Genomic DNA, 23,282 nt, shown 5'->3' with positions numbered 1-23,282 from the left:
ATTACTTGATGCAGGACAGCTTTTTCACGACCTCTTTAAACTATAGGAATCTGTTAAATCAAAGGAGCAAAACTTGCCTTTTGCGCTGCTTTTGGTACAATAATGTATGATTAAAAATAAACTGGAGGGTTTCTATCTTGAACATAGGTAAGCCGAGAAAACTAGGAAAAACAATAAATGAAATCGAGGAAGGCGACTCGTTATCTTTAACAGAATCTATTGAAGATAACCAGCTTTTGCTGTATTTGGGATTGACGAATGATGCAAATCCTTTGTATATCCAACATGACTTTGCACAAAAAACAGAATATCATCAGCCAATCGTTCCATCAGTGATGCTGATGGGGATCATCACAAGTGCAATTTCAAAGCATCTTCCTGGACCAGGATCACATGTTGTCAATTTTTCTGTCAATTTTATTGAACCGGTTTTCCATTATGAAACACTGACTTTTCAGTTTGAGGTCATAAAAGTAGATAAGATGAAGGACGTGGTGACGATTTCTGTAGAAGCGGAAAACACGAACGAAGATCGTGTGTTGGATGCTGTTGTTATGGTCCAACCGCCACAAGTTCCTGAATTGGAAATAGCAATCGAAAGTGAAGGTGAATTAAATGAATAATCCAAGTACATCAATGTCAGGCATCAATCGTTTTTATGCAAAAGTTTATGGTTTTTTAGGTATGGGGCTTGCCCTTAGTGCAGTCACTTCTTACTTGGCTCTTTGGGTATTTCCTTTACAACTAGCAACTTTTATCAATAACTTTCCATTAGGCTTTATGGGTCTGTGGATCGTTGAACTGATTTTGGTAATGGTTCTAGGCGTAAAAGCACAAAAGAATCCGAGCTTAGCGATCGGTGGATTCATTGCCTACTCTCTTTTGAATGGCGTAACATTAGCAGTTACTCTTGCATTCTACGATATTGGAACAGTAACACAAGCTTTCTTGACAGCTACCTTGATGTTCATGGGGATGTCTGTTGTCGGAGTGACAACAAAACGAGATCTTAGCGGGGTCGGAAGAGCAGGACAGGCTGCTTTGATCGGAGTGATCATTGCACTAGTCTTGAACATCTTCATTTTGAGAAGTAGCGCAGTTGAGCTGTTCATCTCACTGCTTTTAGTCGTCATCTTTGCAGGGATCACAGCTTATGATAACCAAAGCATTCGTAATATCTATGTCCAGACAAATGGAACAGCACATAGTGGCATTGCTGTATTTATGGCATTGAAGCTGTATTTAGACTTTATCAATTTGTTCTTGGCGTTTTTAAGAATCTTTGGACGGAACAACTAAAAAAGGAAAAAATTGATCAGTTGGGGCTATACCAAAATATTTGGTATGGTCCCGCTTTTTCTTTTCGCATTCCGCATGATTCTTTGTTAGAATGAATAAGAACTTTACAGTAAGGAGTTAAGAAGATGACAAAAAATAAATTATTACTCGTTGATGGGAACAGTGTGGCTTTTCGCGCATTCTTTGCGCTGCACAATTCCCTTGAACGTTTCAAAAACAGAAACGGTCTTCATACAAATGCAATCTATGCATTCAATACGATGTTTGAAAATGTTATGCAAAAAGAGCAACCGACGCATGTTCTGGTTGCGTTCGATGCAGGAAAAACGACCTTTCGGACAGAAATGTATGCGGAGTACAAAGGAGGAAGATCTAAAACACCAGGCGAATTCAAAGAACAAATGCCATATATCCGTGATTTGTTGACGGGATTAGGTGTACAGTATTACGAATTGCCCAATTATGAAGCGGATGATATTATCGGTACTTTGGCAGAAAAAGTAGATAAAAATCAATTTGATGTCGTCGTACTTTCCGGTGATCGGGATTTGACTCAATTAGCTAGTAAAGAAGTAAAAGTGGATATCACTGTAAAAGGTGTCAGCGATATCGAAAGTTATACACCAGAACATGTGGCGGAAAAATATGATGGATTGATACCAAAACAGATTATTGACATGAAGGGACTAGCCGGAGATGCCTCTGACAATATCCCAGGTGTGACTAAAATTGGTGAAAAAACAGCTATCAAGCTATTGAAACAATATGGCTCAGTCGAAGGAATCTATGAGCATATTGATGAAATGAAGCAAAGCAAAATGAAAGAAAATCTGATAAATGACAAAGAGCAAGCGTTCTTATCGAAGAAATTGGCGACCATCAATACTTCAGCCCCTGTGGAGGTCTCTATCGACTCATTGAAGTATGAAGGGAAAAATCTCGATAAACTCGTTCCATTTTATAAAGAAATGGATTTCAATCAGTTCCTTTCTAAACTGAATATCGTTGAAGAAGAAGTAAAAATGGATGATATTTTATTTGAAGTCGTGCATGAATTTAAAGAGGAAATGTTTACTACGGATATGGCACTGTACGTGGAAATGATGGGCGACAATTACCATACAGAGGAAATCGTCGGAGTAGCGTGGGGGACAGAAAAGAAAATCTATGTCACGAATGATCTGTCTGTATTCGAAAACCAAGCGTTCCATTCTTGGATCACTGATCCGACCCGATTGAAAAAAGTATATGATGCGAAACGAACTTATGTTGCTTTAAATCGCTATACTGGAAAAACGAAAGGAATCGATTTTGATGTCTTGCTAGGTGCATACCTTCTCGATACGAATGAAAAAAGCACAGATATCGAAGGAATAGCTGCACATTACGGATACAACGATATCCAATCAGATGAAACTGTATACGGCAAAGGGGCGAAAAAAGGTTTACCAGAAGAAGAGGAACTCTTTTTTGCTCATTTAGCGCGAAAAGTAGCTGCAATTAATGCGTTAACACCAAAATTGAGCCAAGAACTGGCAGATAAAAACCAAGAAGATCTTTTCCGGAAAATGGAACTGCCATTGTCTATCATTTTGGCAGAGATGGAAATAAGCGGGATCAAAGTAGATGCGACTCGCTTACAAGAAATGAAGGGCGAGTTTTCTGCTCGCTTAAGAGAGATCGAACAAAAAATCTACGAAGAAGCCGGCGAAGAATTCAATTTGAATTCACCAAAGCAATTAGGAGTGATCTTATTTGAAAAAATGGGATTACCCGTTATCAAAAAAACAAAAACTGGGTACTCCACAGCCGTAGATGTACTGGAACAGCTTCGTGAACAAGCACCAATCGTAGAGGATATCCTAACCTATCGTCAAATCGCAAAAATTCAATCTACCTATGTCGAGGGACTGCTGAAAGTGATCCAATCAGATGGAAAAGTGCATACCCGTTATGTCCAGACATTGACCCAAACAGGACGATTAAGCTCTGTTGATCCTAATTTGCAGAACATCCCGATTCGATTAGATGAAGGGAGAAAGATACGTCAGGCATTTGTTCCGAGAGAAAAAGACTGGTTGATTTATTCTTCTGACTATTCACAAATCGAGTTACGCGTACTTGCGCATATCTCAAATGATGAACATTTGAAAGCTGCCTTCCTAGAAGGTCAAGATATCCATGCCAGCACAGCGATGCGCGTATTTGGAATCGAAAAGGCAGAGGATGTCACACCAAATATGCGTCGGCAGGCAAAAGCAGTGAATTTTGGTATCGTGTATGGCATCTCTGATTACGGACTTTCACAAAATTTAGGCATCAGCCGAAAAGCAGCACAGCAATACATCGATACGTACTTTGAAAAATACCCAGGTGTCAAAGAATATATGGAAAGAATCGTACGCGAAGCAAAAGATCAAGGCTACGTCGAAACGCTGTATCACCGCCGACGATATTTGCCAGACATCAATTCAAGAAATTACAATATCCGTTCTTTTGCGGAACGAACAGCTATCAATACACCAATTCAAGGAAGTGCTGCTGATATTTTGAAAATCGCGATGATTGAATTGGATAAACGATTAAAAGAAACAGGTCTTCAAGCTACGATGCTGTTACAAGTTCATGATGAACTTGTCTTCGAGGTACCTGAAAAAGAACTTGAATCATTAGATAAATTGGTGAAGAAAGTTATGGAACAAGCTGTTTCTCTCCATGTACCACTGATCACTGACAGCAGTTGGGGAAAAACGTGGTACGAAGCAAAATAAACATTGTTTAAGACAGAGCAATATAATGAAGGTGAAAAGAAAAAATGCCAGAATTACCAGAAGTAGAAACCGTTCGTAAAGGATTGGAACGGTTAGTAGTAGGAAAAACGATTCAGAAAGTGCAGGTCTTGTGGCCCAAGATCATTGAGCAACCAGAGACGCCCCTCTTTGAGGCTTCTCTTGTTGGCGAAACCATCCAATCCATTGGACGTAGAGGGAAGTTTTTGATTTTTCATCTCGATCATTATGAACTGATCTCACATTTGCGAATGGAAGGAAAATATCAATTCACGAAAGAAAATACACCAATCGATAAACATACGCATGTACTTTTCTTTTTTGAGGACGGGAGCCAACTTCGCTACAACGATGTACGAAAATTTGGTCGTATGACAATTGTCGAAAAAGGAGCAAGTGCAACTTACCGAGGAATCATGAAATTAGGACCTGAGCCATTGCCTGACAGCTTTTTATTAGCAGATTTTGCAGCTGGACTGAAAAAATCGCACAAAGCAATCAAGCCTTTACTGCTAGATCAACGTCTAGTAACGGGACTAGGTAATATTTATGTAGACGAAGCATTATGGGAAGCGAAGATTCATCCAGAACAACCGGCGAATACATTATGTCCAAAAGAGATAGAACAATTACGTCTATCGATCATTGATGTTTTGAATCGTGCAATAGAAGCCGGAGGTACCACGATTCGCAGCTATTTGAATGCATTAGGAGAATCAGGCGGATTCCAAGTCGCACTGCATGTCTATCAGCAAACTGGCAAACCATGTATACGTTGTGGGACACCGATCGTGAAAATAAAAGTGGCACAAAGGGGGACTCACTATTGTCCGAATTGTCAAAGGCTGAAAATCGAAAAGTAGGCTTTGTTTTAGGTTTGACGGGCGGAATAGCTACTGGCAAAAGTACGGCAGCCAAAGTCTTTCAGTCTCATGGATTTCCTTTGATCGATGGTGACGTGATTGCTAGAGAAACTGTTGAGCCTGGAACGCTTGCTCTGAGGAAGGTTGTGTCCGTGTTTGGCCAAGAGATATTGCAGTCTGATGGTCAGCTAGATCGAGGAAAACTTGGGATGATTGTTTTTCCATCAAAGGAGAAACGACAAAAACTTGATCAGCTATTAGATCCGTTTATCCGAAAAGCGATAAAAGATCAAATCGCCTATCTAAGTTCCCATCATCCTTTAGTAATTGTAGATATCCCATTGCTCTATGAAGGTCATTATGACCACTATATGGATGCAGTAGCTGTCGTTTATACCACGCCAGATATTCAACTCAGACGCTTGATGAAACGTAATCAACTAACACTAGAACAAGCACAGCAGAGAATTAGCAGTCAACTTCCAATCGAAGAAAAAAAGCAGCGTGCGGATATTTTGTTTGACAACAACGGAACAAAAGAGGAACTTGTGGAACAAATCGAAAATTGGCTTTCAGCTAATCGCTTTCTTTGAGTATCTGTGTCAAGTTTGCTATCCTGAGTATATAGAAAGCGAGGGATAGCGATGGGATCATTTAAAAACCAAAAGGATAAAGTCGTAGGTAACGCAAAAGAAAAAATCGGCGAAATACTCAATAAAGAAAATCTAATCGATGAAGGTCGTACGCAATCAGAAACAGCAGAAGAGAAAGAAAAGCAGTACCAAGCAAGAATCGATGAAATAGAAGACCAGCAGGCAGAAAAAGAAGCGAAACAGCAAGATTTGACTCAAGAACGAAAAAATCCGGTACCTGATCGTAGTAAGACACCGCTCCCAGAAAGTGAACACATTCCTGATGAACAAAAAATCGAGGAACAACGAATGAAACACTATACAGGAATCGAAGAGAAGTTATAAAACAATAAGAAATAGAGATGTGACTTGAAGCAGATGATAAGATGTTCATCTGCTTCAAGTTTTTTGTGCTAGCCGACTAAATCAGCTTTTGGGCGAGTCATTTCTCAGCAATCAAGGTCATCAGTACTGGAAAATTGAAATTGAATTAGGACAGGGGACATAATTACGCATGAAAACAGAAAAAATTGTTCTTATATCCGTGTTTTTTTGGGTAGGACAGTCGCGTTTGTGATTTGTTTCGTGTTATAATACAACTAGTTGTAAAGAAAGACACATCCTTTATATAAAAATGCGATGCAAGAGGTGAGACAAAATGAGATGTCCCAGATGTCAACATAATAATTCACGAGTAATCGACAGCCGTCAAGCAGATGATGGACGTGCGATCCGTCGCCGTCGCGAATGTGAGAATTGTTCGTTCCGCTTCACTACTTTTGAACGAATTGAAGCTGCTCCGTTATTAGTCATCAAGAAAAACGGGGAACGCGAAGAATTCAATCGCGATAAAATTTTAAGAGGACTCATCCGCTCAGCAGAAAAAAGACCTGTAGCTATGGAGCAAATGGAACAAATCGTCAACCATGTCGAAAACCGCGTACGCAGTCTTGGGGAAAACGAAGTATCAACGAATCTGATTGGTGAATATGTGATGGAGGATTTAGTCGATTTAGATGAAATCGCGTATATCCGTTTTGCCAGTGTTTATCGCCAGTTCAAAGATATGTCTGTTTTCTTAAAAGAGCTGCAAGATATCGTGGATAAAGCAAAAGAAAATAATAAAGAGAATAATAAAGAGAATAATAAAGAAAACAATTAAGAAACAAAAAGGAGGCATTTCCTTGGAAAATGCTTGGAAAGAGCTTCAACCAAAAAATATTTACCAAGGAAGAAAAGAAGCTCCGCTGAGGGAAGACAGCAAGAACGCGTTGCTGTATCTTTATCAGCCACTGATCGGCGGAGAAGCCTTGAGTATCTATTTCACTCTGTTATCAGAGATCTCGCAAGAATCTGGTGAAGGTCCTGAAGGGATGCATGCAGATTTACTCAGTAGTCTAGGCTACGGGATCCCTCAATTTTATGATGCAAGAAAAAAGCTGGAAGGAATCGGCTTACTGGATGTTTATTTTAAAGAAGATAGCGATCTGGGGCCTCGTTTTATTTATGAGTTGTTAGAGCCACTCATTCCTAAAGCATTTTTCAAAGATTCTGTTCTGGCATTTCTTCTTTTGGAAAAAGTTGGTGAACGACGATTCCAGAAGCTTACCCAGTTGTTTGAACCTAAAAGGCATACAACAGAGGGATATCAAAAAATCACGAAAAAATTTTTAGATGTTTATCGCTTCAATGAAGCAGTATACGCTGCTAATCAAGAAAACATCGAATCACTGAATAAATCTTTTGAAGAATCTGAGCCAGTAGCATTACTTGAAACAGATTCGACATTCGATTGGCAATTTTTGAATGATTGGCTGGCAAAAAAACATATGACTGTTCTTGATGATTCAATCATCAAACAAGTCGACATGTATCATCACCTTTATGGATTCGATGAACTAACTCTTGGTGAACTCATCAGTCAATCTTATGATTTTAGTGAACAAAAAGTATCCATGAAGGAGCTGCAAAAAGCTGTTTTGGCAATGCAGAGACGACCAGTGAAGCAAATAAAGGAAACAGTAGCTGTTGCTGAAAATAGCAATGAATCTCCGACGAACGAACATTTGACAAATGCAGCGCTTCAGTTGATAAAAGAAGCACAGAGCATTCCGCCGATGAAATATCTGGAAGCAATCAAGTCAGAAAAAGGCGGATATGTTTCTAAACAAGAAACTTGGTTACTGCAAGACCTTGTTTCTCAATCAGGTCTTTCCAGCAGTGTGATCAATGTTTTGCTGAATTATGTATTGGTGATCAAAAATAATGCTAGCTTAAATGCTAGTTATGTGAATACAGTGGCAAATGAATGGGCACAAAAGAAAATCGCTACAGCAGAAGAAGCGATTCAGCATATTCGGCAAATAAGCAATCAAGCAAAACAATCAAAACAAAAAAAGCAAACAAATTATCCAAACGGCAAGCGAAATGTTCGGCGGGAAAAGCTTCCTGATTGGGTCAACCAGCCAAAAGATGAAAAACAGATCAGTAGTGAGAAAAAAGCAGAGATTGACCGCCGTTTTAAAGAATACCTGGCGAAAAAGGAGGGTGACATCTAATGGAAGACGTAGGCAAAGAATTGAAGAGGATCATCAGCAAACGTAATTATCAAGAAAAATATGCTGAAATGATTGCTGACGTCCTAAATGATACGGATGTTCAAGCTTTTCTAAGTGCACACCAAGAAGAACTGACACAAGCGGATATTGAAAAAAGCTACGCCAAATTGTATGAGTTCGTGCAAGAAAAGCGTAAATATCAAAAAAACGATCCAACGATGATCGCTCCAGGATACGAGCCGAAGTTGACGTTGAATTTTCATTATGTGGATGTCACTTATGTACCAACAGAAGCATTGTTAGCTCGGCAAAGACAAGAAGAAATTAGAAGCCGAGTAAAAGCAATGGATATGCCAAAAGATATTCAATCAGCATCTTTTGAAAACTTTGAGCGTACAGATGGACGAGGATATGCAAGCTTGGAAGCCCTAGATTTCGTAGAGAAATATACTGCAGATCCAAAAGGGTATCATAAAGGTCTTTATTTGGTGGGGAGTTTTGGTATTGGAAAAACATACTTATTAGGAGCAACAGCGAGAGAACTAGCGATTGCTGGATTCACCACGACATTAGTCCACTTTCCGACGTTTGCCGTTGAGATGAAACAGGCAATCGGAAAAGATCAAGTGGCAGAAAAGCTAGATGCAGTGAAGCGTTCCCCCATTTTAATGATTGACGATATTGGTGCAGACGCGATGAGCAGTTGGATACGGGATGAAGTATTTGGCGTCATCCTTCAATATCGGATGCAGGAACAGCTACCGACCTTCTTCTCATCAAATTTCACAATGGATGAATTGGAACAGCATTTGTCCGTCACTCAACGTGGAGATGAAGAGCCGCTGAAAGCAAAACGCATAATGGAACGCATACGTTATTTGACAAAAGAAATCGAAATGACTGGTCGCAACCGCCGCAATGGTTGAACAGTTGATAAGTCCAACTGATATTTGACCAAGGAGTAAAAGCAGGTCAGCGAATCTTTACATGGACAGAAATGACCGGAGACAATCACCGCAACAAGTAGTGCAAAAACTTAAACGGAGGATTTTTTATGAGGGCTATTTTTTCTAGTATATATGTAGTTGGTCTATTTTTTATTTTAGCAGGATGCGGTAGTGCAGACAGCAACACAGGTTCTCTTGATTCGATTGATGCGGGTCAAACAATAAAAACAAGCAGTACGAAAACGGAGGGACAAAGCATATTTGTAGGAACGATTGAAAGCATCACTCAAGTAGAAGCGGAAGAAGAAACGATTCAACTGAAACTCGTCGATGTCATGGCCAAAGAAGATCCAGCGAATATGGGGACATCATTCAGCAATGACGGAGTGATTTTGAATGCTACTGCTGAAAAAATAAGCGTGGACATAGATGAACTGAAAATCGGTGACAAAGTCCAATTTACATTAGTTGAGATGCCGATCATGACGATGTCTATCCCACCACAAGTGCCTGGAGATTCGATCATTGATATTTCATTGAACAAATAATTAACAACATTTTTCAAAAATAAGAAAATGTTGTTTTATAGAACAAAAAGGTATAATTTTTAAGGAGATCTGGGAATTTTTTTATTCCTAGTCTCCTTATTTTATATGGAAAATGCTATAATTACCTAGAAGGAGTGAAGCTATGAACCATTTAGATTTATCTCAGCGCTTAGCGGCAGTTGGTGAATTTGTTCCTGAATCTGCTCGTTTAGCAGACATTGGATCAGATCACGCATACTTACCTGTTGCATTGATGCTAAAAGGAAAAATCAAATATGCAGTTGCAGGTGAAGTCGTTCAAGGTCCTTATGAATCAGCACGTAAGCAAGTCCAAAAAGATGGATTGGAAGACCGTATCACTGTACGTCTTGCAAATGGTCTAGATGCGATCCAACCGCAAGATGCTATAACGGCTGTCACGATCGCGGGTATGGGAGGTTCGCTGATCCGAGAGATCCTAGAAGCTGGCAAGTTGCATCAACGCCTAAGTGGACAAGAACGTTTGATCCTTCAGCCAAATATCGGAGAGCGTACGTTACGATCATGGCTGCAAGAAAATCAATACAAAATCCAATCAGAAAAAATACTTGAAGAAAACAAAAAAATATATGAAATTATTGTAGCCGAAAAAGAACAAAAACCAGTTACTTACAACGAAATGGAGCTGATGTTCGGACCATTTCTGCTCGAAGAGAAAAGTGAGATCTTCAAATCAAAATGGACAAGAGAGCTTCAACAAAGAAAAGCTATCCGTGAACAGCTCAAACAAGCAGCTAATCAAGAGGCACGTCAAAAACAAATCGAACAGGAAATCCAAATGATTGAGGAGGTTTTAGAGATATGACAATAAGCGGACGTACCTTCATCCAAAAGTTTGAGAGCTATTGTCCTCAATGGCTAGCTGAAGAAGGAGACCCAGTCGGACTGCATATTGGAACATTAGATAAACCGATTCAACGGGTAATGATGACATTAGATGTTCGCCCAGAAGTGGTCGAAGAAGCAATCGAGAAAAAAATCGATCTGCTGATTGCTAAACATCCCCCAATCTTTCGCCCTGTAAAACGGCTGACTACTGATCAGCCGCAAGAAAAAATGTATGCAGATCTGTTGAAACATGATATTGCCGTTTATGCGGCACACACGAATATGGATATTATTTGGGACGGACTGAATGACTGGTTTTGCGAACTGCTTGGTATTGAAGTGGAGAGTTATTTAGTGAAGACTCATGAAATCCATTATAAAAAACTGGCGGTTTATGTACCTGTGGATCATGCACAGAAAATGCGGGAAGCATTAGCTGCAGCTGGTGCTGGTACGCAAGGCGATTATACCGGTACAAGTTTTACCTCGATTGGACACGGTCGATTTACTCCGAATGTTGGTGCACAACCAGCGATTGGGAAAGTAGGGAAGGCAGAACAAGTCCAAGAAGCAAAAGTCGAGGTTATTTTGCCCGAAACAATCGAAAAACAAGTGATTGATGCCATGCAATCGGTTCATCCTTATGAAGAACCTGCGTACGATCTTTTCGCAATTGATGAACCAGTCGAAAAGTTTGGGCTAGGTCGAATAGGTGAATTACCGCAAGAAATCCCCTTAGAAACATTTGTGGAACAAGTAAAAAAAGTTTTCCAATTAGAAGGACTGAGAATCGTTCAGCCTCAAAAAACAAAATCATCCATCAAGCGTATTGCGATTTGCGGTGGAAGCGGCGAAAAATTTTATCCGCAAGCAATCGCTCAAAGAGCAGACGTCTATATCACCGGAGACATCTATTATCATACGGCTCATGATATGCAAAGCGCCGGGTTGATTGCAATTGATCCGGGACATTATATTGAATCGTTATGTAAGGAACGGTTCATCGAGAAATTTGAGACTTGGAAACAAGAAGAAAATTGGGATATTGACTTTTTCGTTTCTGAAACGAATACAAACCCATTTCAATTTAATTAAAGGAGAGAATACTATGTACGAAAATCTTTTGCCACGTTTTTTACGGTATGTCAAAACAGAAACACGCTCCGATGCAACAAGCAAAACGACCCCATCGACTCAGACACAAGTTGCTTTTGCACAAGAATTGAAAAAAGAATTAGAAGAGTTAGGTTTATCAGATGTTTTCTATAATGAAGACAATGGATTCGTTATGGGAACATTACCAAGCAATGTCGATCATGAAGTGCGTTCCATTGGATTTATTTCCCACATGGATACAGCAGACTTTAATGCAGTAGGAGTCAATCCACAAATCATTGAAAACTATGATGGAGAGTCTACGATCGTACTAGATGCGGAAGAACGTTACACGTTGAATACAAAAGATTTCCCAAATTTGAAAAATTATGAAGGCCACACGTTGATCACTACAGATGGCAGTACTTTACTGGGAGCAGATGACAAATCAGGGATTGCGGAAATCATGACTGCAATGGAGATCTTGATCAATAATCCTTCTATCCCTCATGGTACCATCAAAGTAGCTTTTGGACCTGATGAAGAAATCGGTGTCGGAGCGGATAAATTCGATGTTGAGCAATTCAATGTGGATTTTGCTTATACAGTCGACGGCGGTCCTTTAGGTGAATTGCAGTATGAAACATTCAGCGCTGCTCAAGCAAATATCACGATCCAAGGGAAAAATGTACATCCAGGGACGGCAAAAGATACGATGATCAATGCTTTACAGCTGGCCATTGATTTTCATAATCAGCTTCCAGCCGATGAAGTTCCAGAAAAAACAGAAGGATACGAAGGTTTCTTCCATTTGATGGCATTGAATGGGAATCCTGAAGAAGCTTCTATGAGTTATATCATTCGCGATCATGATCGTGAAAAATTCGAAGCACGCAAAGCACAAATCACACATATCCAAGAAGAATTGAATCAACGATTTGATCAAGAACGAATCAAAGTAGATATGTATGATCAATATTACAACATGAAAGAAATCATCGAAAAAGATATGAGCATCGTGGAATTAGCGAAACAAGCAATGATCGAGCTTGGGATCTCTCCAGTGATCGAACCAGTCCGCGGAGGAACAGATGGTTCAAAAATCTCTTACATGGGTATTCCGACGCCAAATCTATTTGCCGGAGGAGAAAATATGCACGGTCGATTCGAATTTGTTTCTTTACAAGTAATGGAAAAAGCAACAGATGTGATTGTTAAAATTGCAGAATTGAACACAAAGAGTTAAAATCGAAAAAGAACAGCTTATGACAAGGCGTTCGTCCGATGATGGAATGTCATCTGTCTAAGGCTAAAGGGCAGGACAATGGAATGGATTGTCCCGCCCTCTTTTTTGAAGAGTAAATAGGAGGTAAAGAATGAAAAAGCTGCTAGTTTTTTATAACAAAAGTTCAGGGAAAGATGAGGGGGAGAAATTAGCACGCTGGTTTCAAGATTATGTAAAAGAAAAGCAACCAGAATTATTTGTAGATTTAGCTGAAACTGGCCCGTCGATTGACCATGCGGATTTAGTCAAGAAAGCAGAAGCTATAGGAGCCGATACTCTAGTGATCATAGGAGGGGACGGAACGATCCATCATATCGTCCAAGCGTTCCAGCAAACGTTATCTCAGTATCATATCGGATTACTTCCAGGTGGAACAGTCAATAATCTCGCACGTGTCCTTGAGATTCCATTGAAGAAAGAAGAGGCTGCTGACGTGATTCTAGAAGGAAATGTCCGAAAAATAGACTATGGCCAAGTCAATGATGCAGTCATTATCTCTACACTGACAATCGGTATCTTAGCCAATACAGCAGTTTGGATCAGTCAAGAAGAAAAACAGCGTTATGGCTCGTGGATTTTTATCAAGAAATTCTTTAAGTTATTGCTGAAGAAGAAAAAATATCATTTGGATTTAGAAACAGACGAGGAGCATTGGAAAGGAAAATCTCAGTTATTGACAGTCACGATGTCTAACTCCGTGGGCGGCTTTACAAATTTCGACGATTCAGCGACCCCAGATGATGGAAAATTCCATGTAACGATCGTACCTTCCTTAGATATTTTCCGATTTATTTTTTATTTGCCTAGAATCATGAGAGGAAAATTCTATACGATACCTGGCATCACTTATTTCACAGCCAAACGCATGAAAATCAAAGCAAAGGAAAAATCTGTTGGCACTCGGACAGATGGAGACACGACAGATGATCTTCCAGTTGAATTATCTGTTGTATCAAAAGGATTAGCAGTTTATTCACCAAAAAAAGAAGAACAAGCTTAGAAATAGTAGTTAATAGAAAGTTGGAAGAAGAATAATGGATGTATTGTTGCACAATCCTTTGTGGTTTTATCTATTCATTGTAAATTTTTATTTATTTTGTCTGATGGGATATGATAAACATCAGGCTCGAAATGGCGGCTGGCGTGTACCTGAAAATAACTTGATATTTGTCAGTCTGTTAGGCGGTGGTTTGGGAGGATTGATTTCTCGGAAAGTTTTTCATCATAAAACAAGGAAAAAAAAGTTTACCGTAGGATTCACTGCGGGTGTGCTTGTTGATTTGATTCTCATTTATTTTTTCCATTAAGGAGCAGGAGATGTCATCTAAAGGAACGAAAATTAAAATCATTCTGAATCTGCTTTTGCTGATTGCGATTTTTGCTATTATTTATTATTTAATCAATCAATCATTTGCAGATATCTTTGCCGAATTAATGTCTACCAGTGTTGTCGTTTTGGCAGCCACTGTTATATTAGGGACAGTTTACCAAATCGCTGAAGGGCGCTCAATCAAAGAAATTGCTGAACCTTTCGCGCCGAATTTTACAACGAAAGATGGGTTCTTGACCTCTAGCTATATTGCGTTTTACCGAATCGTTTCGTTTGGTACAGGAACATTGATCTCGGAAATTTATTTTTATAATAAAAAAGGAATGAAACTGTCTCAGGGAGCAGGAGTGACAGCACTCCATATGATCATGTACAAACTTGGAGTGATTACCTATGCGTTAGCTGGCTTGCTCATCCAATTCTCTCTTTTTTATTCTAATAGTCCGTCAATGATCTGGTTTATTATTGCTGGAATTCTTTTGACGATCGTGATTGTTGCCTTTTTATTGGTAATGTCCATCAGTCTGAATGTCCAAATATTTTTTGTCAGCTTATCGAATAAGTTATTTAAGAGTGAGCGTTTGCGAAAATGGGTGGATACATGTAATCAGCAGATCTACTCTTTAAGGGAAACGGTCCAAACCATTATCCAAGACAGGACTGCGCTATTGCGTATTTATCTATGGAATATGTTGAAACTTGTATTTTGGTATGTACTTCCCTATTTGATTCTGATTGAAAACCATCCTAAAATAGATTTTCTACTGACCATTTCGTTTATCAGCTTTGCAGTAGTGCTTTCAGGGGTTATTCCTACGCCAGCTGGTATTGGCTCCTTTGAATTTGTCTACTTGTTATTGTTTAGACCAGTTGTCGGAACAGTTGACGCAGTTTCTTCGCTTTTGTTGTATCGTTTCAGTTCCTTTATCTTGCCATTTCTCTATGGATTTGTGTATGTGATTGCTGAACGGCGAAGAGTGATCAAAGAAGAAATAATAGAAGTAAAAAAAGAGAATAAAGAAAATCAAGGGTAGGTCTTTTATAAGATCTACCCTTTTTATCAAATCAAAGAAAAACGTTATGGGTAAGATAATTTTACGTTTGTTTTGCTCTTTTTTTGTATGTATACAATCAATTTTGTTTTTTTAAGATTTATATAAGACGAGAAAAAAAGTCAAAAAAACATGTGTATATTTTGACCAAAATTGACCAAAGAGATATAATAGTTTGTGTAAAGATCAAAGAAATAAGTGATCTTACCTTTAATTAGGAGGTATACCTGTATGAATATTGAGAAAATGACTACGACGCTTCAAGAAGCGATTGCTGAAGCTCAACAGATTGCGGTCACTCGAAAACACCAAGATATCGACATTGCCCATGTATGGAAAATCTTTTTACAACCTAATCATTTTGGTCGAAATTTCTATACGGATGCCGGATTGGATGTCGAATCTTTTGAACATGAAATCGATCGTCTACTGGATGAGTATCCAGTTGTTTCTGGTGGAAACGTCCAATATGGACAAAACCTCAGCCAGAATTTCTTTCGATTATTGAATGAAGCAGACCAAATACGTGAAAGCTTCGGCGACGAGTTTCTTTCAACGGAAGTCGTTATTTTAGCGTTGATGAAATTAAAAAATTATCCGTTAACTGTTTATTTGAATAAAAACGGATTATCTGAAAAAGAATTGCGTAAAAACATCGAAGAGATGAGAGGAGGAGAAAGGGTGACCTCGCAAAACCAAGAAGAACAATACAAAGCATTAGAAAAATACGGCGTTGATTTAGTACAGCAAGTCAAAAGTGGAAAAATGGATCCAATCATCGGTCGTGATGAAGAAATCCGTGATGTCATCCGTATTCTTTCACGAAAAACAAAAAATAATCCTGTTCTGATAGGAGAACCAGGTGTAGGTAAAACGGCGATCGTTGAAGGACTTGCTCAACGTATCGTACGCAAAGATGTGCCTGAAAATTTAAAAGATAAAACGATTTTTTCATTAGATATGGGTGCATTGATCGCTGGAGCAAAATTCCGCGGTGAATTTGAAGAAAGACTAAAAGCGGTCTTGAAAGAAGTCAAAAAAAGTGATGGGCGGATCCTCTTGTTCATTGATGAAATTCACAATATCGTAGGAGCAGGAAAAACAGAAGGAAGTATGGATGCCGGAAATCTGTTGAAACCAATGCTTGCTCGCGGTGAATTACATTTGATCGGTGCCACAACTTTAGATGAATACCGTCAATATATGGAAAAAGACAAAGCGTTGGAACGTCGCTTTCAAAAGGTATTAGTCAAAGAACCAACAGTGGAAGATACGATCAGTATTCTGCGTGGATTAAAAGAACGTTTTGAGATCCACCATGGTGTTAACATCCATGACAACGCACTGGTCGCAGCAGCTACTTTATCTGACCGTTATATTACTGATCGATTCTTACCAGACAAAGCAATCGATTTGATCGATGAAGCCAGTGCAACGATTCGGGTAGAAATGAACTCTATGCCAACGGAATTAGATCAAGTGACCAGACGTTTGATGCAGTTGGAAATCGAAGAAGCTGCACTGAAAAAAGAATCAGATGATGCAAGTAAAAAACGACTGAAAAATTTGCAAGAAGAATTAGCTGAACTTCGTGAAGAAGCAAATGCAATGAAGATGCAGTGGGAAACAGAAAAAGAAGAGGTCAATTCTGTTTCAGCAAAACGTGCTGAAATCGATAAAGCAAAACACGAATTAGAAGATGCAGAAAATAACTATGATCTGGAACGCGCTGCTGTATTGCGCCATGGTACGATACCTCAATTAGAAAAAGAATTGAAGGAACTAGAAACCAAAGCAAAAGACAGCGAGATCAAGATGGTTCAAGAGTCCGTTACCGAAAATGAAATTGCTCAAGTCGTTGGCAGATTAACGGGTATCCCCGTAACGAAACTTGTAGAAGGCGAACGAGAAAAACTGATTAAATTGAATGAAACGCTTCACAAACGAGTGATTGGTCAAGATGAAGCAGTTGATGCGGTCAGTGACGCGGTGATTCGTTCACGGGCTGGATTGCAAGACCCAAATCGTCCTCTAGGTTCTTTCCTTTTCCTAGGACCAACTGGTGTCGGAAAAACCGAATTAGCGAAAGCTTTAGCTGAGAACTTGTTTGACTCAGAAGATCATATGGTACGGATCGATATGAGTGAATATATGGAAAAACATGCTGTGTCTCGTCTAGTCGGAGCTCCTCCAGGCTATGTAGGTTACGAAGAAGGTGGACAGTTAACGGAAGCTGTCAGACGAAATCCTTATACAATCGTCTTGTTGGATGAAATCGAAAAAGCGCATCCCGATGTCTTCAATATCTTGTTACAAGTCCTAGATGACGGACGCCTAACCGATTCAAAAGGGCGAGTAGTTGATTTCAAAAATACGGTTCTGATCATGACTAGCAATATCGGTTCACAGTTACTGTTGGAAGGTGTGACTGCTGATGGAACGATTCCAGAAGCAGTGGCTGAACAAGTCAACACGCTATTACGTGGAAACTTCAAACCAGAATTCTTGAACCGAATCGACGACACGATTTTATTTACACCATTGAGCCTAGACAACGTGAAAGGAATCGTTGACAAAATGGTGGCGCAATTGGCACAACGTCTGGAACATCAAGAAATCCTACTAACAATCAGTGATGAAGCCAAAACGTGGATCGCTGAAAATGCTTATGAACCAGCATATGGTGCCAGACCATTGAAACGATTTATCACTAAGGAAGTAGAAACACCATTAGCTAAAGAAATCGTTGCAGGGCATGTTATGCCTAAATCAAAAGTAACGATTACTTTACTTGATGGACAACTTCATTTCAAAACAGAAGAGCTAGAAGAAATCGTCTAATCTTCCATTGAGACTATAAAAGAAAAAGGGGTCTGACACAACTACTGTCAGACCTCCTTTTTTTCAAATAAACAGTGTTCCAGAAGTAGCTTTTTCGGATATAAGCCGAAATTTTTTGAGCTGTCCACTTCTGTCACGACCTTTGTTATTAAGTATTTTTCACTTTTTCTAATTTATAACTTTCAAAGTAACGCTCATCTTTTTTACTTTGAGACCAAGCAAACAATCCCATCAAGGCAGCACCTATCGTATTTGTCAGCAAGTCGCCCATCGTATCCATCAATGCTGCTCGTCCAACAAACAGTGTGCCATCAGAAGCAGCAAAACGTTGAAGATTCATGCCTAAGAACTGGTCGCATAAGAATTCCCAGAACTCCCAAAACACGCCGCAAAGTCCAGCAAACGCAAAGCCGAATAAGAGGAACAACCAAGGACTGGTTTTTGATATCTCCGCATCTTTCATCAAGTAACCAATCAATCCATAGCCAAGAGCTGTCAGAACCATTGGACTCACTGCATGTAAGATTTTGTCCCAAAAAGAGATGATACTAATCAAATGCATCCCTGTACCTAAAAAGACAGAGATAAATAAGAAAAACCAGTAAAACAAAACGATTGCTGCTGGAATTTTAAGTTTGAAAACTGTCAAAATGACTTGTGGCATGAAAATCAATGCAATCCCTAATAAAGATTCCACGATAAATGTGATTCCTTGAGAAGTCGAATACTTTTGGGTGATAAATTCATAAAAATTATAACAGACAACGAATACACCAAAAGCAAGTAAAGCTATTTGAACCTTTTTGATTTCTTTAATCACTGAAAGTCCCTCCATCTAAAAATCTTTTTACTTCTGAAAGCAACTCAGTCTCTGAAGAAACCACTTTTCCGTTCAATTTGATCAGTCCTACTGTATATAAGTTCAGATAGTGAAATTGATTCTCAGCTGTTTCCTGTAGCGCAGCGATTTTTTTCGGGTGGGCTCCGCCTTGCTGCCGGGTATCAGTATACAAGCCAATCACTGGGATACCTTTCGCATAAGCCACACCGATTTCTGATGCTACGCCAGCATCAATCGTCAATCCATCTAATAAAGCGATCATCAAATCGCTTTCCAGCACTTTTTCTGTATCTGCAAGAGCAATCATCCGACTGTCTGCATAAGCAGTTTTGTCATTGATTGCTTCATTTTCTTGAGGAAGATAAATTGAAAGTTTAGAAGAGATCTCTCTGACTTCTTTAACTATCTGCTCGTTATATAACAAATCACTTTTAGCAAACATTGGTGCGGCAAAATAAATTTTCATCTAAACATCATCCTTTTTATTAAAAATAATCGCTAAAGTAAGCTTCCATATTTGGAATAATACGCTCTAGTGACTTCAGTGTTTCTTCATCTGTTTCTAACCGTTCGATTCTTGCCAAATAAGAAGCACGTCGATAATTCATCATCAAGCATGTCAATGTTTGGATATTCAATCGAACAGGTTTTCCTATAGGTTCATTCAAGACACGGACTTGTCCTTGTTCATCCCATGTTAAGGCGAAGATGCCATTATTCCAAGGAGCGACAGGATCTTCAATGATGAAATGAAAAGCATCAGCTGTTCCAACAAACGGAAAATGTTGTAGGAATTCTTTTACATCAACGATCCGAGCCATAAAATATGGTTCGATCTGCTCTTTGATCTGACTGTCTTCAATCAAAAAAGCTAAGGGTTCATTTTTGTAAATATCTCCATGTACCCAGTAAATCATGGAAAAATGTGCGGAAATAAAGTTCCATAAGCCATTTCGAGCTTCTTGATCAAGATAGAACATTTCTTTTACGTGAAATATTTCTTCAGCTACCCAGTAGAATAGAACACCTCTTGGTTCATGATTGCTATCGTAGTAGACAGCGGCTGTGCGCTCATCTTCATTTTCGAAACGCCAATATTCTTCCCAATGAAAATTACTGCGGAATAAAGCACCATGGTTTCGTTGGGCAAATTTGTCATAAACGGCAAATACATCTGGATGATCAACTGGTAATCGTTCAACCATCCCACTTACTGGGACTTGTTTAGGTAGCTGTGTATCTCTGATTTTAAAGGAAAGTTTATCAGACATAATCTCCCATCCTTTGCGCCGATAATAGGGGATACTGTAAGGATACAAATAAGAGATCCATTGCTTGTTCTTGCGCATATTATCCAATGCAACGATGATTAAATCTTGCATCAATCCGTGGTTCGCATATTCTGGATAAGTTCCAACTCCAGTCACGCCTCCCATTTTATAACGTGCACCGTGAATATTGACTTCACAAGGATAGATAGCGATTTGAGAGATTAGTTTGTTTTCATGAAACCACCCGAACACTTTTGATACTTCTAAAATCGGTCTTTTGGAACGGATAAAAGCTCGTTTATTCTCAAACCCGCTTTCCTCGATATCTGCTTCAGTCACTTGGAACACATAGGAAAGTAATTCGTTGAACTGATCGATATGTTCTTGAGTGACTGGTTTTAATTCAAGATTTTCTCTAAAATCTTTTTGATCCATTTTTTCATCTCCATTTATTAGCTTGATAACAGTATAGCAAAATTCTACCAAAAAAACTTCTAAAGCTGACTAATTAAAAAGTCTTTAAATTACTGCTTTTCGTTGGTATAATGGAAAGTGCTGATTATATGAAAAGAGGAGACGCTATGGATATAAAGAAAATGAAAGAACGCCAAGAGCAGATTCGTAATTTTTCGATCATTGCTCATATCGACCATGGAAAATCTACATTGGCCGATCGTATTTTAGAAATGACGCACACTGTGACGTCTCGCGAAATGCAAGATCAGCTGTTAGACTCGATGGATTTGGAACGTGAACGTGGAATCACGATTAAATTAAATGCTGTAGAACTCAATTACACAGCGAAAAACGGAGAAACATATATCTTTCACTTGATTGACACTCCAGGGCACGTCGACTTCACCTATGAAGTCTCTCGAAGCCTTGCTGCCTGTGAAGGCGCCGTTTTAGTGGTTGATGCAGCCCAAGGAATCGAAGCACAAACATTGGCCAATGTTTATTTAGCGTTAGACAATGATTTGGAGATCCTGCCAGTCATCAATAAAATCGACCTACCCGCAGCAGATCCCGAACGTGTCCGTCAAGAAATCGAAGACGTAATCGGAATCGATGCTAGTGAAGCTGTATTAGCTAGTGCAAAAGCAGGGATTGGAATTGAAGATATTCTCGAGCAGATTGTGGAATATGTTCCAGCACCAAGTGGAGACTTAGATGCACCGCTAAAAGCTTTGATCTTTGATTCTATTTATGATAGTTACCGCGGTGTTGTTCTAAATGTCCGGATCACGGACGGTATGGTCAAACCCGGAGATAAAATCAAACTGATGAGTAATGGCAAAACATTTGATGTTACAGAAGTCGGGGTCTTCTCGCCAAAAGCAGTTGCTAGAGACTTTTTGATGGTCGGTGATGTTGGTTATATCACAGCAAGTATCAAAACTGTCCAAGATACTCGAGTAGGGGATACAGTAACATTAGCAGACAATCCTGCCGCTGAAGCTTTACCAGGTTACCGAAAAATGAATCCGATGGTTTATTGTGGTCTTTATCCAATTGATACTTCTCGTTACAACGATTTGCGGGAAGCTTTAGAAAAACTGCAATTGAACGATGCTGCTTTACAATTCGAACCAGAAACTTCTCAAGCATTGGGATTTGGGTTCCGCTGCGGATTCTTAGGACTTCTTCATATGGATGTCGTCCAAGAACGTTTGGAACGAGAATTCAATCTAGAATTGATTACGACTGCACCATCCGTTATTTACCATGTTAATAAAACAGATGGTACGACTGCTACAGTTGATAACCCGGCAGATTTTCCTGAACCTGTAACGATCCAAGATGTAGAAGAACCATTTGTCAAAGCACAGATTATGGTGCCCAATGATTTTGTCGGTGCAGTCATGGAACTTTCTCAACGAAAACGGGGTGAATTCATTACGATGGATTATTTAGACGATTACCGAGTAAATGTCGTCTATAATATTCCGCTTTCTGAAATCGTCTTTGACTTTTTTGACAAATTGAAATCAAGTACAAAAGGCTATGCCTCATTGGATTATGAAATGTCTGGTTATCAAAAAAGCAAGTTAGTGAAGATGGACATCTTGCTGAATGGAGAAAAAGTCGATGCATTAAGCTTTATCGTTCACCGAGACTTTGCCTATGAACGTGGAAAAGCAATCGTTGAAAAACTGAAAAAACTAATCCCACGCCAACAATTTGAGGTGCCAATCCAAGCAGCTATTGGACAAAAAATCGTTGCCCGTTCAGACATCAAGGCCTTGCGTAAAAACGTCTTGGCTAAATGTTATGGTGGAGATGTTTCTCGTAAACGTAAACTCTTAGAGAAACAAAAAGAAGGGAAGAAGCGGATGAAACAAATCGGCTCCGTCGAAGTTCCGCAAGAAGCCTTCATGGCCGTTCTGAAAATGGACGAAGAAGAAAGTAAGAAGTAGTAAGAGGTCTATTTGACAATACTGAAAAAAATACCATATTTACATGGGTTTGCCACCGGAATGTCACCGGTGGTTTTTTTGTTGGTAAAATTCTCCATGATATCTACCATTTCAATTCTCATTTTATTTGTAATATGAGAATAGGTGTCCATCTAATCATGTCTTGTATACCCTGGAATCAGTAGTTTAGTCGGAAACAACTTTAGATTAATCAAAAGAAAACATGTATAAACTGAGTGATGTCGCTTAAGTTAGCGCAAAATTCCTAGCTGTTTTAAAAAATAGTTTGGCTATAATCTCTCAAAAAGTGTATTTATTCAAGTAACTTTTCAGAAAAAATAGACTAAAAACAAAAAAAGCCAGCCCTAAGAGCTGGAAAACTTAATTTTTTGTATTCAGATAAATTAGTATGCAAATAAAAAATACTATCGAAAATACTAACCCAACTAAATAATTGGATAAAAAAAGGGGATCAGTATCTGAATCATCCCAAATCTGAATCATGAAATAGATAAACGGGAGGGATGAGACGATCAGTAAACAATCTTTTTTACGCCATGTTTTTAAACAATGTAGAACAATAATTTTATATGCACAAGTAACCCAGAATAAAATGGGAGCGTCAATAATTTTGTGTAAATGGTTCT

At 39.1% G+C, this 23,282-nt stretch carries 21 protein-coding genes; 18 read left to right on the top strand and 3 right to left on the bottom strand.

The window, feature by feature from the left end; translation table 11 throughout:
• The first annotated feature begins 137 nt into the window (after positions 1–137).
• The 17 genes from HMPREF2961_RS00180 to clpB all read left to right on the top strand — a co-directional run bounded on the left by HMPREF2961_RS00180 (position 138) and on the right by clpB (position 18,106).
• Complete coding sequence (locus HMPREF2961_RS00180) at positions 138–623, top strand: MaoC/PaaZ C-terminal domain-containing protein (RefSeq protein ID WP_002291977.1); 486 nt, start codon at positions 138–140, stop codon at positions 621–623.
• The gene (locus HMPREF2961_RS00175; RefSeq protein WP_002306560.1) at positions 616–1,299 is read left to right on the top strand and encodes a Bax inhibitor-1/YccA family protein; all 684 of its coding nucleotides are present in this window, start codon (positions 616–618) and stop codon (positions 1,297–1,299) included. Before HMPREF2961_RS00180 ends, HMPREF2961_RS00175 begins: the two co-directional genes overlap by 8 nt.
• A 125-nt stretch (positions 1,300–1,424) precedes the next feature.
• Positions 1,425–4,070, top strand: coding sequence for a DNA polymerase I (polA, locus tag HMPREF2961_RS00170; protein WP_002314880.1), 2,646 nt, complete (start codon positions 1,425–1,427; stop codon positions 4,068–4,070).
• A 44-nt stretch (positions 4,071–4,114) separates the two neighbouring features.
• The gene (gene mutM, locus HMPREF2961_RS00165; RefSeq protein ID WP_002314881.1) at positions 4,115–4,951 is read left to right on the top strand and encodes a DNA-formamidopyrimidine glycosylase; all 837 of its coding nucleotides are present in this window, start codon (positions 4,115–4,117) and stop codon (positions 4,949–4,951) included.
• Entirely contained in the window at positions 4,915–5,544 is a 630-nt protein-coding gene (coaE, locus tag HMPREF2961_RS00160; protein WP_002291970.1) for a dephospho-CoA kinase, read from the top strand. Before mutM ends, coaE begins: the two co-directional genes overlap by 37 nt.
• Positions 5,545–5,595: 51 nt before the next feature.
• Positions 5,596–5,928 (top strand): hypothetical protein, encoded by a 333-nt coding sequence (locus HMPREF2961_RS00155; protein WP_002291968.1) that lies wholly within the window; start codon positions 5,596–5,598, stop codon positions 5,926–5,928.
• A gap of 313 nt (positions 5,929–6,241) precedes the next feature.
• Positions 6,242–6,745, top strand: coding sequence for a transcriptional regulator NrdR (nrdR, locus tag HMPREF2961_RS00150; protein WP_002291966.1), 504 nt, complete (start codon positions 6,242–6,244; stop codon positions 6,743–6,745).
• Positions 6,746–6,767: 22 nt separating this feature from the next.
• The gene (locus HMPREF2961_RS00145; protein ID WP_002314882.1) at positions 6,768–8,141 is read left to right on the top strand and encodes a replication initiation and membrane attachment family protein; all 1,374 of its coding nucleotides are present in this window, start codon (positions 6,768–6,770) and stop codon (positions 8,139–8,141) included.
• Positions 8,141–9,067, top strand: coding sequence for a primosomal protein DnaI (gene dnaI / locus HMPREF2961_RS00140; RefSeq protein ID WP_002306563.1), 927 nt, complete (start codon positions 8,141–8,143; stop codon positions 9,065–9,067). Before HMPREF2961_RS00145 ends, dnaI begins: the two co-directional genes overlap by 1 nt.
• Positions 9,068–9,195: 128 nt before the next feature.
• Complete coding sequence (locus HMPREF2961_RS00135) at positions 9,196–9,636, top strand: hypothetical protein (RefSeq protein WP_002291962.1); 441 nt, start codon at positions 9,196–9,198, stop codon at positions 9,634–9,636.
• A gap of 142 nt (positions 9,637–9,778) precedes the next feature.
• Positions 9,779–10,480, top strand: a complete 702-nt coding sequence (locus HMPREF2961_RS00130) for a tRNA (adenine(22)-N(1))-methyltransferase (RefSeq protein ID WP_002309061.1) — start codon at positions 9,779–9,781, stop codon at positions 10,478–10,480.
• Positions 10,477–11,598 carry a Nif3-like dinuclear metal center hexameric protein gene (locus HMPREF2961_RS00125; RefSeq protein WP_002313706.1) on the top strand — a complete coding sequence of 374 codons (1,122 nt, stop codon included), beginning with the start codon at positions 10,477–10,479 and terminating at the stop codon, positions 11,596–11,598. Before HMPREF2961_RS00130 ends, HMPREF2961_RS00125 begins: the two co-directional genes overlap by 4 nt.
• A 13-nt stretch (positions 11,599–11,611) precedes the next feature.
• Positions 11,612–12,844, top strand: a complete 1,233-nt coding sequence (gene pepT, locus HMPREF2961_RS00120; RefSeq protein ID WP_002291957.1) for a peptidase T — start codon at positions 11,612–11,614, stop codon at positions 12,842–12,844.
• A 130-nt stretch (positions 12,845–12,974) separates the two neighbouring features.
• Positions 12,975–13,883 (top strand): diacylglycerol/lipid kinase family protein, encoded by a 909-nt coding sequence (locus HMPREF2961_RS00115; protein ID WP_070703591.1) that lies wholly within the window; start codon positions 12,975–12,977, stop codon positions 13,881–13,883.
• A gap of 34 nt (positions 13,884–13,917) precedes the next feature.
• Entirely contained in the window at positions 13,918–14,190 is a 273-nt protein-coding gene (locus HMPREF2961_RS00110; protein WP_002306567.1) for a DUF1294 domain-containing protein, read from the top strand.
• Positions 14,191–14,200: 10 nt separating this feature from the next.
• Entirely contained in the window at positions 14,201–15,247 is a 1,047-nt protein-coding gene (locus HMPREF2961_RS00105) for a lysylphosphatidylglycerol synthase transmembrane domain-containing protein (protein WP_002314884.1), read from the top strand.
• Between the two features lie 249 nt (positions 15,248–15,496).
• Positions 15,497–18,106, top strand: a complete 2,610-nt coding sequence (gene clpB, locus HMPREF2961_RS00100; RefSeq protein WP_002291951.1) for an ATP-dependent chaperone ClpB — start codon at positions 15,497–15,499, stop codon at positions 18,104–18,106.
• Positions 18,107–18,254: 148 nt separating this feature from the next.
• Here the strand turns inward: clpB and HMPREF2961_RS00095 are convergent, their stop codons facing one another.
• From HMPREF2961_RS00095 to eis, 3 genes are read right to left on the bottom strand one after another with little or no spacing between them, the layout of a single operon-like run.
• Positions 18,255–18,941: a DUF2238 domain-containing protein gene (locus tag HMPREF2961_RS00095; protein WP_002316308.1), complete on the bottom strand. Its 687-nt coding sequence runs from the start codon at positions 18,939–18,941 to the stop codon at positions 18,255–18,257.
• Positions 18,919–19,413, bottom strand: a complete 495-nt coding sequence (locus HMPREF2961_RS00090; RefSeq protein ID WP_002314885.1) for a nucleoside 2-deoxyribosyltransferase — start codon at positions 19,411–19,413, stop codon at positions 18,919–18,921. Before HMPREF2961_RS00090 ends, HMPREF2961_RS00095 begins: the two co-directional genes overlap by 23 nt.
• 19 nt (positions 19,414–19,432) lie before the next feature.
• On the bottom strand, positions 19,433–20,653 hold the full coding sequence (eis, locus tag HMPREF2961_RS00085) for a GNAT family N-acetyltransferase (RefSeq protein ID WP_002291948.1): 1,221 nt from the start codon (positions 20,651–20,653) through the stop codon (positions 19,433–19,435).
• Between the two features lie 146 nt (positions 20,654–20,799).
• Between eis and lepA the strand changes: the two genes are divergently transcribed.
• On the top strand, positions 20,800–22,635 hold the full coding sequence (gene lepA / locus HMPREF2961_RS00080; RefSeq protein WP_002291945.1) for a translation elongation factor 4: 1,836 nt from the start codon (positions 20,800–20,802) through the stop codon (positions 22,633–22,635).
• The last annotated feature ends 647 nt before the right edge of the window (positions 22,636–23,282 follow it).

It is taken from the genome of Enterococcus sp. HMSC076E04, assembly GCF_001814285.1.
In the GTDB taxonomy this organism is placed as follows: domain Bacteria; phylum Bacillota; class Bacilli; order Lactobacillales; family Enterococcaceae; genus Enterococcus_B; species Enterococcus_B lactis.
The sequence above is the reverse complement of the archived record's forward strand: the minus strand, read 5'-3'. Positions and strand labels throughout refer to the sequence as shown.